At 59.5% G+C, this 13,394-nt stretch carries 12 protein-coding genes; 8 read left to right on the plus strand and 4 right to left on the minus strand.

The annotated features are described in order from the left end of the window. Nucleotides 1-106 precede the first annotated feature (106 nt). The 4 genes from BWI95_RS04885 to BWI95_RS04900 are packed head-to-tail and all read left to right on the plus strand — an operon-like array spanning nt 107 to nt 3,086. Complete coding sequence (locus BWI95_RS04885) at nt 107-658, plus strand: peroxiredoxin (RefSeq protein ID WP_054803950.1); 552 nt, start codon at nt 107-109, stop codon at nt 656-658. Nucleotides 659-686: 28 nt separating this feature from the next. Further along, nucleotides 687-1,907, plus strand: a complete 1,221-nt coding sequence (locus BWI95_RS04890; RefSeq protein ID WP_076769093.1) for a protein-disulfide reductase DsbD family protein — start codon at nt 687-689, stop codon at nt 1,905-1,907. An 8-nt stretch (nt 1,908-1,915) separates the two neighbouring features. Beyond that, nucleotides 1,916-2,467, plus strand: coding sequence for a sigma-70 family RNA polymerase sigma factor (locus BWI95_RS04895; protein WP_076769094.1), 552 nt, complete (start codon nt 1,916-1,918; stop codon nt 2,465-2,467). Then, complete coding sequence (locus tag BWI95_RS04900) at nt 2,454-3,086, plus strand: NrsF family protein (RefSeq protein WP_054803949.1); 633 nt, start codon at nt 2,454-2,456, stop codon at nt 3,084-3,086. Before BWI95_RS04895 ends, BWI95_RS04900 begins: the two co-directional genes overlap by 14 nt. A gap of 3 nt (nt 3,087-3,089) precedes the next feature. Here the strand turns inward: BWI95_RS04900 and BWI95_RS04905 are convergent, their stop codons facing one another. The 4 genes from BWI95_RS04905 to BWI95_RS04920 form a co-directional block, all read right to left on the minus strand. Next, complete coding sequence (locus BWI95_RS04905; RefSeq protein WP_076769095.1) at nt 3,090-4,160, minus strand: ABC transporter ATP-binding protein; 1,071 nt, start codon at nt 4,158-4,160, stop codon at nt 3,090-3,092. Continuing rightward, a complete protein-coding gene (locus BWI95_RS04910) occupies nt 4,153-5,922 on the minus strand; it encodes an ABC transporter permease (RefSeq protein WP_054803948.1) in 1,770 nt (589 codons plus the stop codon). Before BWI95_RS04910 ends, BWI95_RS04905 begins: the two co-directional genes overlap by 8 nt. 75 nt (nt 5,923-5,997) lie before the next feature. Next, the gene (locus BWI95_RS04915) at nt 5,998-7,086 is read right to left on the minus strand and encodes an ABC transporter substrate-binding protein (protein ID WP_023480653.1); all 1,089 of its coding nucleotides are present in this window, start codon (nt 7,084-7,086) and stop codon (nt 5,998-6,000) included. 231 nt (nt 7,087-7,317) lie between these two features. Then, a complete protein-coding gene (locus BWI95_RS04920) occupies nt 7,318-7,707 on the minus strand; it encodes a DUF3592 domain-containing protein (RefSeq protein WP_076769096.1) in 390 nt (129 codons plus the stop codon). A 210-nt stretch (nt 7,708-7,917) separates the two neighbouring features. On the opposite strand from BWI95_RS04920, the gene BWI95_RS04925 reads away from it, so the two are divergent. The 4 genes from BWI95_RS04925 (at nt 7,918) to BWI95_RS04940 (ending at nt 13,370) form a co-directional block, all read left to right on the plus strand. Further along, nucleotides 7,918-8,844, plus strand: coding sequence for an aminoimidazole riboside kinase (locus BWI95_RS04925; protein ID WP_076769097.1), 927 nt, complete (start codon nt 7,918-7,920; stop codon nt 8,842-8,844). 164 nt (nt 8,845-9,008) lie between these two features. Continuing rightward, complete coding sequence (locus BWI95_RS04930; protein WP_076770282.1) at nt 9,009-10,526, plus strand: carbohydrate porin; 1,518 nt, start codon at nt 9,009-9,011, stop codon at nt 10,524-10,526. Between the two features lie 64 nt (nt 10,527-10,590). Beyond that, nucleotides 10,591-11,961 carry a sucrose-specific PTS transporter subunit IIBC gene (locus BWI95_RS04935; RefSeq protein ID WP_076769098.1) on the plus strand — a complete coding sequence of 457 codons (1,371 nt, stop codon included), beginning with the start codon at nt 10,591-10,593 and terminating at the stop codon, nt 11,959-11,961. Then, on the plus strand, nt 11,961-13,370 hold the full coding sequence (locus BWI95_RS04940) for a sucrose-6-phosphate hydrolase (RefSeq protein WP_054803945.1): 1,410 nt from the start codon (nt 11,961-11,963) through the stop codon (nt 13,368-13,370). Before BWI95_RS04935 ends, BWI95_RS04940 begins: the two co-directional genes overlap by 1 nt. The last annotated feature ends 24 nt before the right edge of the window (nt 13,371-13,394 follow it).

The following is a 13,394-nucleotide window of genomic DNA, read 5'->3' on the forward strand; positions in this document are numbered from 1 at the left end:
CGGTCATATGAGATTTTTCACTTTTTTTTCGCTGCCCGCGAAACCTTTTCCTCTGCGCCAGCGAACTGTAGATGAACGCACACTTAACGTTGACCTGGAGCCCATGATGACCCCGATGAAAAAACTCTTTTTGAGCCTCTCTGCCGCAGCCCTGCTAAATGTTGCCAGCGCACAGGCGGCGCTGCCCACCGGTTCGCAGGCACCCGACTTCCAGTTACAGGGCGCGCTGGCGGGAAAACCGCTCACGTTCTCACTCAAGCAAGCGCTGCAAAAAGGGCCGGTGGTGCTCTACTTCTTCCCGGCCGCATTCAGTAAAGGGTGCACCATTGAAGCCCACGCCTTTGCCGAAGCGACGGATGATTTTAAAAAGCTTGGCGCGACGGTGATTGGCGTTACCGCCGGTAATACCGAGCAGGTGGATGCCTTCTCCAAAGAGGAGTGCCGCGATAAATTTACCGTTGCCGCCGATCCGGGCGCAAAAGTGGCGGCGCAGTACGACACGCTGATGGAGATGAAGGGCAAAACCCTCTCCGATCGTACCTCTTACGTTATCGCGCCGGACGGCAAGATCCTGCTGAGCTACACTGACAGAAACCCGGAAACGCATATCCAGAAAACGATGGACGCGGTGAAACAGTATGCGAAATCCCATTCGTAACTAACCCTTTTTCCGGCAGAGAATCATTATGTTAACCGCCATGCTCGCCGCCTTCGCAGGCGGCATTATTCTCAACTTTATGCCCTGCGTGTTTCCGATTATCTCGCTGAAAGCGCTGGGCCTCCTGCGCCATACCGGGGATCCAGCGCAGACGCGCCGCGAAGGGCTGGGGTTTTTACTCGGTACCGTGGCGACCATGCTGATCCTCGCCGGCATCCTGCTTGCGCTGCGCGCCGGCGGCAGCGCCGTTGGCTGGGGCTTTCAGCTGCAATCACCGCTGGTTATCGCCGCGCTGGCGCTGATTGTGCTGGCGGCAGCGCTCAACTTGCTCGGCGTGTTTGAAGTGGGCCTCTCCGTGCAGCGGGCCGGAGAGATCCGCGTCGAACGCGGGGCATTTATCCGCGCGGCGCTGACCGGCGCGCTCTCCATTATTGTTGCTACCCCCTGCGCCGCACCGTTTATGGCGGGGGCCATTGGCTATGCGCTGGTACAACCGCCCACCGTCGCGCTGGCGATCTTCTTCGCCCTCGCGCTCGGCTTTGCCGCACCGTTTAGCCTGATTTCGCTCTTCCCCGCTCTCGGCAAATGGCTGCCGCGACCCGGCGCGTGGATGAACACCCTGAAACACGGGCTGGCCTTTCCAATGTTTGGTGCCTTCGGCTGGCTGGTGTGGGTGCTGGCGCAGCAGGCGGGCACCACGGCGCTGGCGGCGATCATTGCTGCCTCGGTGGTGGTGAGCTTCGCCGCCTGGCTCTATGGCATGGCGCAGCAGCGCCGCTTCGCCGGGCGCGACCATAAAGGGTTGTTCGCCGCCACCGCACTGCTGATCATCGCCGCCCTTGCCCCGCTGCCAACGGTGGTGAACAACGGCGCGGCGCTGGCCTCGTCGCAGGTAGCGGAGACCAGCTGGTCGCCGCAAAAAGTGGCGGAGAATCGCGGGCACGGGAAAGCGATTTTCGTCAACTTCACCGCCTCCTGGTGCATCACCTGCCAGGTGAATGAGAAGACCTCGCTCTCAACCGAGGCGGTCAAAACGGCGCTGGCGAAGAGTGGCACCCTCTACATGGTGGCGGACTCGACGAAATTTAATGCCGATATTGATGACGCGCTCAACGAGCTGGGCCAGGGCAGCCTGCCGCTCTATGTCGTCTACCCGGCGGATGGCGGCGCGCCGACCATCCTGCCGCAGGTGCTAACGCCGACAATTGTGGTCAATGCCCTGAACGCAGCGAGCGGCAAAAAAACCTAAGGCGGATGATGGAAAAAGCGGAGGCAGCGCGGGAAGAGTGGCCGCATCTGATGGCTCAGGCGCAGGCTGGCGACAGCCAGGCCTATACCCGGCTGCTTAAAGCGCTGGTGCCGGTTATCCGCACGCTTGCGCGTAAGCAGGTAGCCGACGACGAGCTGGTCGAGGATGTGATTCAGGATGTGCTGCTGACCCTGCACCGGGTTCGCCACACCTACGATCCCGCTGCGCCCTTTTTACCGTGGCTGATGGCGATTGCTCATGCCCGCACGGTGGATGCGCTGCGAAAACGCGGTCGCCATCAACAGCGGGAAGTGGCGGACGAGCTGCTGCCGGAACCGGTCGCAGATGCTCACCCTACTCTGCATGAAGAGGAGCTGGCGGCGCTGCTCGCCCAGTTACCCGCACGCCAGCGCCAGGTGATTGAGCATTTTCACCTGCGTGAAATGAGCCTTGCTGAAACCGCGACGCGGCACAACCTGACGGTCTCCGCCGTCAAATCGCTGCTGCATCGCGCCCTGAATAATCTTCGTCGGTTAGGAGCCCTTCATGGCCGATCATGAGTGGTTAATTGAGAAACTTGGTCGTTCGGCAGAGCCGGTAAAACGGCCCTGGCGCAGCGGCTGGCGGGTGGCAAGCTGGCTTGCCGTGGCATTGCCATGCGGGGTGATAGTCAGCCTGCTGTTAAACAGAACACAGACTGACTGGTCGCACGCCGGCGCTGCGTGGGCGATGCTGCAACTGCTGCTCACCTTCGCCACCGGCACGCTGGCGATCCGCAACGCCTTTCTGCTCAGTATTGCCGGGCAGCGTCCGCTCGGCTGGGGCTGGTTTGCGCCGCTGGTCAGCCTCTGGCTGGCAACAACGTTTTTGAATCTGCATCTGCATCGCGTTCCGGCGAGCGGCATGGTCGAGGGGCCAAACTGCTACCTCTTTATGCTGGCGGTGAGCGTGCCGATGGCGGCAATCGTGGTCGGCTACCTGCGCCGCACCCGCACGCTCTTTCCCGCCCGCAGCCTTGGCGCCGCGGGTGCAGGGGTCGCCTGTATGGCGCTGACCCTGCTCTCGCTCTGCCACCCGACGCACATCAGCGCGGCGGATCTGCTGATGCATATCGCCGCGGTGAGCACCATTGTGCTGCTCACCGTGGTGCTCGGTTACCGCTGGGTTTCCCTGCCGTAAATGTCACTTTTTCGGGAAGATCCACAACTGATCGGCAGGCAGCACCACGCGGTAGTTTTGCGCCGCACGTGACTGCGTGCCGTAGACGCGCACCACATAGTCATCAACCGGCGTGCGGAAGAGGTACTCCCAGCGGTCACCAAGGTACATGCTGGTGAGCATCGGCAGATCCAGCGAGTTATCCTGCGGCGTCTCGGTTAGCCGCAGGCTCTCCACGCGGATCACCGCCGTCCCCTCTTGCCCCACGTTAACGCCCGGCCCGGCCATGCCCCATAGCGCCCACTGCGCCCCTTCAATGCGCGCGCGGCCATTGGAGACTTCCGTCACTTTGCCATGCAGGCGGTTGTTGCTGCCCATAAACTCGGCGGTAAAGAGTGTTGAAGGCTTGCTGTACATCTCCTGCGGCGTGCCCTGCTGCTCAATCACCCCATTGTTGAGCAGCAAAATGCGGTCGGAAATCGCCATCGCCTCATTCTGATCGTGAGTCACCATCAGCGCCGACAGCCCGAGCTTGACGATCAACTCGCGCAGAAAGACACGAGCCTCTTCGCGCAGCTTGGCATCGAGGTTAGAGAGCGGTTCATCAAGCAGGATCACCGGCGGGTTATAGACCAGCGCGCGGCCAATGGCGACGCGCTGCTGCTGACCGCCCGAAAGCTGATGAGGGTGGCGCTGGCCGAGTGCGCCGAGGCCAAGTTGATCGAGCACACTCTGCACCCGCTGGCTAATCTCGTGAGCGGCAATTTTGCGCAGCTTCAGCGGGTAGGCGACATTCTCAAACACGGTTTTGTGCGGCCACAGGGCGTAGGACTGGAACACCAGCCCGAGGTTACGCTCCTCCGCCGGCACTTCGCTGCGCGGTGTGCCATCGTAAACCATATTTTTGCCAATGGTGATGCGCCCCTGGGTGGGCTTCTCCAGCCCGGCAACGGCGCGCAGTAGCGTGGTTTTCCCGCTGCCGGAGGGGCCAAGCAGGGAGACCACTTCGCCACGTTTGAGATCCATCGACACGCCCTTTAACACCGGGTTGTCGCCGTAGGTCAGGTGTAAGTTCTCTACCGTTAGCTCAATCATGTAATTTCACTCCAAAACGCAGGGCCACACCAAGACCGATGACCACCAGCAAAATATTGATAAACGAGAGGGCCGCGACAATATCGATAGCGCCCGCTGCCCACAGCGACACCAGCATCGAGCCGATGGTTTCCGTGCCGGGCGAGAGCAGATATACCCCAGTGGAGTATTCGCGCTCAAAGATCAAAAACATCAGCAGCCAGGAGCCGATCAGGCCATAGCGCGACAGCGGCACCGTCACATGGCGGGTCACCTGCCCCGGTGTTGCGCCGGTGCTACGCGCCGCCTCTTCCAGCTCCGGGCCGACTTGCAGCAACGTCGAGGAGATAAGGCGCAGGCCATAAGCCATCCACACCACGGTGTAGGCCAGCCAGACGCTGAAGATGGTGTTGCGCAGCGAACGCAACCAGACAATCAGGTTGTCACGCAGCCACTCAGAGACCGGCAGCCCCGACAGCCAGCCGTTTTTCAGGGATTGATCGAGCCACATCGGTAAGAAGAGGAAGACCCACAAAAAGGCGAGACCGGCGAGCAGACCCGGCACCGCGCGCGGCACCAGCACGCTGTAGTCGAGGAAACGGGTAACGTTATCCTGCTTGCGGTGCATCGCGATGCCGACAAACAGATAGCAGATCACCGCCAGCGCGCCGCCGAAGACGCCAATCGCCATCGAGTTGACGATCGCCCGCAGCAAGTTCGGCTGCTGCCAGATATTGCGGAAGGTCTCCAGCGAGACGTTATCCCACAGCGGCACGCCAACCCCCCAGTGGGAGATAAAGGCGCGCAGCACCACGCCCAGCAGCGGCACACCGATTGTGACCGTCAGCCACGCCACCACCACTGCACCTGCCACCCAGCGCCATTTGCCCAGCGGCAGCGCGCGTGCCTGCGACGCTTTGCCTTTCATGGTGACAAAGCGGTTCGCGGTACGCATTAAGCGACGTTGCAGCATTACCAGCGGAATGGTGATGCAGATCAGCACTACCGCCACGGCGGCCATCAGGTGATAAGAAGGGGTGCCGAGCTTGTTGGTCAACTTATAGAGATAGGTCGCCAGCACCATGTTGCCTTCGGGATCGCCAAGCACCAGCATCAGGCCGAACACCTCCAGCCCGAGGAAAAAGAGCAGTACGCAGGCATAAAGGATTGAGGGGCGCACCATCGGCAGGCTGACAGAGGTCATCACCTGTAAAGGCGAGGCCCCCACCGTGCGCGCGGCCTCCTCGACATCTGAGCCAACGCTGCGCAGCGCCGACGAGATATAGAGATAGGCGTGCGGCACGTGCGTCAACCCGGCGATCACCACGATGCTGAACATCGAGTAGATATTCCACGGCACAAACCCCAGCAGCTGTTGCGCCCATTGCGACAAGAAGCCCACCGGCCCGGCAGAGACGACATAGCCAAAGCCAAGCACCATCGGCGAGACGAAAATGGGCACCAGGATCAGCGGCTCAATAAAGCGCCGTCCCGGCAGGTCAGTACGCACCATTAAGAAGGCGAGAATGCCGCCGAGCGGAATGGCAATAAACACCAGCCCAAAGGCGAGAATAAAGCCGGACTTTAAGGCGAGGTAAAAATCGGGGTCGGTGAAGATAAAGGCGAAGGATTCGAGGCTCAGCTCCTTACTGCGGGAGAAGAAAGGCGCTGAAAGAAAACTCTGTACGACGATAAATAATAACGGAACGTAGATCACCAGGGCGGTAATCAGGACCGTTACGCCGCGCGGTAACCCTTGCCATTTTCTGCGCACGATATTCATAGAAAATCCCTGTGGTCAGAAGATGAGAGATAAAGGGTTGTGTGCGAACAGCGCCGCACACAACCGGCAACGCCTCTATTTCCCGGCGGCGGTGCGCCACTGTTTAATAAATTCGAGACGCTTTTTCGGCTCCAGATACTCAAGCAGCGACTCATCAACCGGGATCGGTTTCAGCGCATCGCCGAGCAGTTTGGTCATGCCGTCGATATCATTGCTGCCTTCAATATCGTTACGCAGGGAGGGGATATCCGCCTGGCTTGCAAGAATGCTCTGCCCTTTTTCCGACAGTACATAGTCAAACCACAATTTCGCCGCGTTGCTGTGCTCCGCTTCGGCACTGATAAAGGAGACGCGCGACAGCACCAGCACATAATCTTTCGGGTAGGAGACGCCCAAGGATTTATCCGCTTTCGCACGCGCTTCGGCGTAGGAGCCGAGGATGTTGTAGCCGACCAGGTTTTCACCTGAGGAGACGCGCTCCATCATGGTGCCGGTGGAGGATTGCACCGTCAGGCCGCCTTTGGCGATATCCGCAAGGTGGGTGAAATACTCTTTATCGTGTTTGCTGTCTTCAACGGCGAGCATAAAGCCGAGCCCCGATTTTTCAATATCGTAGGTGGTCACTTTGCTCTTGAATTTATCGGTCTGGCTGGCAATCAGCTTCGCCAGCGCAGTGTGGGAATCCGGGACGTCGCCCTGCGGGATCAGGCGTTTGTTGTAGATAAAGACCACCGGCTCGTAGGTGGTGCCATAGGCTTTGTTTTTCCAGACCGCCCATTTCGGCAGTTTGCTCTGTTCAGGGGAGGCATACTCATCGGCGTACTCGGTTGCCAGCTTCAGCGCGGTGTCCATCGACGAACTCCAGACCACGTCGCCGCTGCCGCCGCCGGAGGCCTGCTCGCTAAGATAACGGTTATACAGCTCGGTGCTGTTCATATCGTTATATTCAACTTTGATACCGGGATATTGCGCTTCAAACCCTTTGATCAGCGGGCCAGCGGCTTTGGTGTCGGTCGTTGAGTAGACCACCACTTTGCCCTCTTTGGTGCCGGCATCGACGATTTTCTGATAATCCGCCGGGTAGCCCGCAGGGACAGCTGCGAGTGCGGCAGAGGAAAAGAGCGCCGCTACTACGCCCGCCAGTACGCTTTTTTTCATCTCCATGAACAAACCCCTATTTATCATTTTGTAAACACAAATTTAACATATAGCGCCTTAGCCACCCGATGCAACGCGCCAGGGTCTTTTTTGCGGGTTTTGTGACATTGAAGGGATTTAAGCCAATTACGCCGTTATTTTACCGAGAGTTAGCGGCATTTTATTCAGAACGGCGTTTTGCTCAGGATGAAAAATGGCGGGGAAAAGAGGTAAGAGTTGTTTACGCTTTTTAACAAATTAATCGCCGAGGATAAGGGGGCGATCGTTCGGGTAGAGCGCTATACGCTGCGGATTTTGAGGATCATATTTCAGCGCTACGCCGTTTCCAGGCGCGTACCGCATAAAACCATCCATATCTAACGGCCTCTCAAGTCTCGCCTGAACTTCAACGCCTTCGCGTGTTTTGAATGCGAAAGTGAGCTGATAAACCGGCATTTCGCCATCAATGAGATCGGTTTTGCGGCGATGGATGATATCCGCATTCACGCCAATGCCCGTTTTGCGCACCGCAGACTCCATTATGAACTGGCGAATGCCGGGCATTATCATCGTCCAGGCTAAGCGCAGCATGCCCATCGCAACCAAAAAGAAAAAAAGGTAGGCCAGGTAGATCCATTCAAACTCCATAAAACCTCCTCTATTATCTCAGCAAGTAAAAGGACCATCGTGTTGCGCTATTAAAGACATTGAGTGCAAGCATAACCGTTATGCACCAGAAGCCGATCACGTTATTTCACCTTAAATAGTTGCTTGAGCCCACAATTAACGCAACGACCTAGTTGAACAGCTAAACCGGTTTAGTTAATGTTTAGCGGTACTCATTATCGGGAGAAAATCATGTCAGCTCGAGTCTGGTGTCTGGGTGACGCCGTGGTGGATCTATTGCCGCAGGGCGATGCCTGCCTGATGCAGTGCCCCGGCGGCGCGCCGGCCAACGTCGCGGTCGGCATTGCGCGCTTACAGGGAAATAGCGGTTTTATCGGGCGCGTCGGCGACGATCCCTTCGGCCACTTTATGCGTCAGACGCTGGCGAAAGAGCAGGTCGACACTGCTTTTATGCGTGCCGATGCGCAGCACCGCACCTCAACGGTGGTGGTGGCTCTGGATGAAGAGGGTGAGCGCTCCTTTACCTTTATGGTGCGTCCGAGCGCCGACCTGTTCCTGGCTGAAACGGATCTGCCCCCGTTTGCCCGCGGCGAATGGCTGCACTGCTGCTCGATTGCGCTGGCGGCTGAGCCTTCGCGCTCCACCACCTTCAGCGCCATGGAGCGGGTGCGCGGCGCGGGCGGGTTTGTCAGCTTCGACCCCAATATTCGCCACGATTTGTGGGCCGACAGCGCCCAGCTTCGCCACTGCATCGAGCGCGGGCTGGTGCTGGCGGATGTGGTGAAACTCTCGGAAGAGGAGCTGGCGTTTATCGCCGACGCGCCTGCTGAGGAGGTGAGCCTGCCCGAACTGGCGGCGCGTTACGGCATCACCCTGCTGCTGGTCACCCAGGGCAAAGCCGGGGTGAAAGCCTGCCTGAACGGCAAGTGCTACCACTACCCGACGCTGCCGGTGATAAGCGTGGACACCACCGGCGCGGGCGACGCCTTTGTTGCCGGTCTGCTGTGGGGGCTGGCGCAGCACGGCCTGCCCGATAGCGAACCGCAGTTAGCCGCGCGGCTGGCGAGCGCGCAGATCTGCGGTGCGCTGGCAACCACCGCCAAAGGGGCAATGACCGCCCTGCCCTGGCGCCACCAGCTTGAGGAGCAACTCGCCTGACACCTGCGGGCTTACGTCTCGTTTTGCGAGCCGTCTCACATTCACTAAACCGGTTTAGCTAATTTCATTGCGTCCTGAAATTATGCGCGATTATGATTCGACACCTAAACCGGTTTAGCAAAAATAACTCTGTGATGATGGCTCTTCCTTAGGGATGCAAAATGATGAAAAAAAGCACGCTCGCCATAACCCTTGGTCTTATTCTCAGCGCGGGAGCGGCCCAGGCCGCCGACCCGAGCATGAGCAGCATTGAAGCCCGTCTTGCCGCGCTGGAGCAGCGTTTACAGGCTGCGGAACAGCGCGCCAACGCCGCCGAAAGCCGCGCGCAGGCCGCGGAAAAACAGGCCCAGCAGCTGGCAGCCGCACAGCAAAAAACCGACACCACCACCACACAAGTGGAGCAGCGCACCGCCAAACTGGAGCAGAAAGCCAGCGACGAAGGCGGCTTTGAGTTTCACGGCTATGCGCGCTCCGGTCTGCTGATGAGCGATTCGGCAAGCAAAACCCAGGGCGGCCCAACCGTCACGCCAGCCGGTGAGACCGGCGGCCATGTGGGTCGTCTGGGTAACGAACCGGATACCTATGTCGAGATGAACCTCGAACATAAACAGACCCTCGCCAACGGTGCGACCACCCGCTTTAAAGTGATGCTTGCCGACGGCCAGCGCACCTATAACGACTGGACCGCCTCCAGCAGCGATCTCAACCTGCGCCAGGCCTTTACGGAAATCGGCCATCTGCCGAGCTTTACCGGCGCGTTCAAAGACTCCACCGTCTGGGCCGGGAAACGCTTCGACCGCGATAACTTTGATATCCACTGGATCGACTCCGATGTGGTGTTCCTCGCCGGGACCGGCGCCGGGGTCTACGACATGAAGTGGAGCGACGAGGCGCGCAGCAACCTCTCTATCTATGGCCGCACCTTTGGCGATATCGAAAACAGCGAAAACACCGCGCAGAACTACATCCTCTCCCTGAACAACTACTACGGCCCGGTGCAGCTGATGGTCAGCGGCATGCGCGCGAAGGATAATGACGACCGCCTCGATCTGGAAGGCAATAAAGTGAAGAGCGACGCGGCGGACAACGGCGTTCACGCCCTGCTCGGCCTGCATAACGACAGCTTCTACGGCCTGCGTGAAGGGTCGGCGAAAACCGCGCTGCTCTACGGTCACGGCCTCGGTGCGGAGGTGAAAGCCATCGGCTCCGACGGCGCGCTGCTGTCGCAGGCCGACACCTGGCGCTTGGCGAGCTACGGCATTACGCCGCTCGGCGGCGGCTGGCACATTGCTCCGGCGGTGCTGGCACAGAGCAGTAAAGATCGTTACGTCAAAGGCGACAGCTACCAGTGGGCGACCGCCAACGTGCGCCTGATTCAGGGGCTGACGGAAAACTTTGAAATGCAGTATGAAGGGACGTATCAGTACATGGATCTGCGCCCGGAAGGGTACAACGGCCGCAATAACGTGAGCGGCAGCTTCTACAAACTGACCGTTGCGCCAACGCTGAAAGCGGGCGATGTCGGTGAGTTCCTGAAACGCCCGGAAATACGCCTGTTTGCCACCTGGATGGACTGGGATCACCGGCTGGATAACTACGCCGGGGATGACGCCTTCGGCAGCGCTGGCTTCAAGGCCGGCGGCGAATGGAACTTCGGCGTACAGATGGAAACCTGGTTCTGATAGCGCGGCCCCTGCGGGGGCCGTTTGCGTAGCTTGAAAGCCTAAAAATAAGACAGAGGTTGTTATGGATTTTGCACAAATTTCCCGCTCGCTGCTCCACTTGCTCGGCGGCAAAGAGAATATCGCCAGCGCCGCGCACTGTGCGACGCGCCTGCGCCTGGTGCTGGTGGACGACGCGAAAGCAGACACCGCCGCGATTGGCAAAATCGACGGTGTGAAAGGCTGTTTTCGTAATGCCGGGCAGCTACAGGTCATCTTCGGCACCGGGGTAGTGAACAAAGTTTACGCCGCGTTTATTACCGAGGCGGGGATCAGCGAGTCGAGCAAATCGGAAGCGGCGGATATCGCTGCGCGCAAGCTAAACCCGTTCCAGCGCATCGCCCGTTTGCTGTCGAACATCTTCGTGCCGATCATTCCGGCGATTGTTGCGTCGGGCCTGCTGATGGGCCTGCTGGGGATGGTGAAGACCTACGGCTGGGTCAACCCGGATAACGCGCTCTATATCATGCTCGACATGTTCAGCTCGGCGGCGTTTATCATTCTGCCGATCCTGATTGGCTTTACCGCCGCGCGCGAGTTTGGTGGCAACCCCTATCTTGGCGCAACGCTTGGCGGCATCCTTACCCACCCGGCGCTGACCAACGCCTGGGGCGTGGCGGCAGGCTTCCACACCATGAACTTCTTCGGCATCGAAGTGGCGATGATCGGCTACCAGGGGACAGTCTTCCCGGTGCTGCTGGCGGTGTGGTTTATGAGCATGCTGGAAAAACAGCTGCGCCGGGTGATCCCGGACGCGCTGGATCTGATCCTCACCCCGTTCCTGACGGTGATTATCTCCGGCTTTATCGCCATGCTGATTATCGGCCCGGCGGGTCGCGCGCTGGGCGACGGCATCTCGTTTGTGCTCAGCACGCTGATTGCCCACGCGGGCTGGCTGGCGGGTCTGCTGTTTGGTGGGCTCTACTCGGTGATTGTGATTACCGGCGTGCACCACAGCTTCCACGCCATTGAGGCTGGGCTGCTCGGCAACCCGTCGATTGGCGTTAACTTCCTGCTGCCAATCTGGGCGATGGCCAACTTTGCGCAGGGCGGTGCCTGCCTGGCGGTGTGGTTTAAAACCAAGGATGCAAAGATCAAAGCGATTACCCTGCCCTCGGCCTTCTCGGCGATGCTCGGTATTACCGAAGCGGCGATCTTTGGTATCAACCTGCGCTTTATGAAGCCGTTTATCGCCGGGTTAATTGGCGGTGCGGTCGGCGGCGCGTGGGTGGTGTCGATGCATGTCTATATGACGGCGGTGGGCCTCACCGGGCTGCCGGGTCTGGCGATTGTGCAGGCCAGCTCGCTGCTTAACTATATTATCGGTATGGCTATCGCCTTTAGCGTCGCCTTCATTCTCTCCTTCTTGCTGAAATACAAAACGGACGCGGAATAATGGCATCTGACTCTCTGCTGCCCGCCATTTTACAGGCGGTGATGAAAGGCCAGCCGAAAGCGCTGAGCGACCCCTTCTACCCGAACTGGCACCTGGCGCCGGTCACCGGGCTGCTCAACGATCCCAATGGATTTATCCAGATGGGCGGGCGTTACCACCTGTTTTATCAATGGAACGCGCTGGGCTGCCAGCACAACCACAAATGCTGGGGGCACTGGAGCTCAGCGGATTTACTCCACTGGCAGCATGAGCCGATTGCGCTGATGCCGGACGAAGAGTATGACCGCAGCGGCTGCTACTCCGGTAGCGCCGTGGATAACGACGGCGTGCTGACGCTCTGCTACACCGGTAACGTCAAGTTTGACGACGGCACGCGCACCGCCTGGCAGTGTCTGGCGGTGCAGAACCGTGACGGCGGCTTCGATAAGCTCGGCCCGGCGATCCCGCTGCCAAACGGCTACACCGGACACGTGCGCGACCCGAAAGTGTGGCGACACGGCGACTTCTGGTACATGGTGCTCGGCGCGCAGGATCTCACCTTGCAGGGCAAAGTGCTGCTGCTGCGCTCGGAGAACCTGTGGAACTGGCAGAACCTCGGTGAGATCGCCGGCAGCGGCCTCAACGGCCTGGGTGATGCGGGCTATATGTGGGAGTGCCCGGATCTCTTCGCGCTCGGCGATAGTACCTATCTTATCTGCTGCCCGCAGGGGATCACGCGTGATGAGAAACGCTGGCTCAACACCCACCCGAGCGCTTATCTCAGCGGCGAGCTGGATTACGACAACGCGCAGTTCCGCCACGGCGAGTTTCACGAGCTGGACGCCGGGTTTGAGTTCTACGCACCGCAAACCACGCAGAGCGAAGATGGCCGCCGTTTACTGGTCGGCTGGATGGGCGTGCCGGACGGGGAAGAGATGCGCCAGCCCACCGTCGCCAACGGCTGGATCCACCAGATGACCTGCCTGCGCCACTTAACCTCGCGCAACGGCAAGCTTTATCAACAGCCGGTCGTTGAGCTTCAGGCGCTGCGCGGCGAGCAGCAGACCTTCAACGGCCAGGCCGACGCGCTACCGGCGCTGGATGCCACGTCGCTGGAACTGATCGTAGAGAGTGCAGGCGATCTCACGCTGAACTTTGCTGACACGCTGATCCTTGAGTGGAGTCAGAGTGAACTGCGCCTCGCGCGCAGAAGCCTCGAGAGCGGCGAGTGGCACTACCGCTACTGGCAAGGCGCGGCGCACAAGTTGCAGATCCTCTGCGACCGCTCAAGCGTCGAGATCTTTATTAATGATGGCGAAGGGGTGATGAGTAGCCGCTACTTCCCGCAGCAGCCTGCGCGCTTAACGTTTGCGGGTGATGCAGAAGTGCGGGCGCGCTACTGGTCGTTACGAGCTTGCATGGTAGAATAAGCGCTTGTTTCCTTAAGCGATGCA

It is taken from the genome of Kosakonia cowanii JCM 10956 = DSM 18146 (assembly GCF_001975225.1).
Taxonomy (GTDB): Bacteria; Pseudomonadota; Gammaproteobacteria; order Enterobacterales; family Enterobacteriaceae; genus Kosakonia; species Kosakonia cowanii.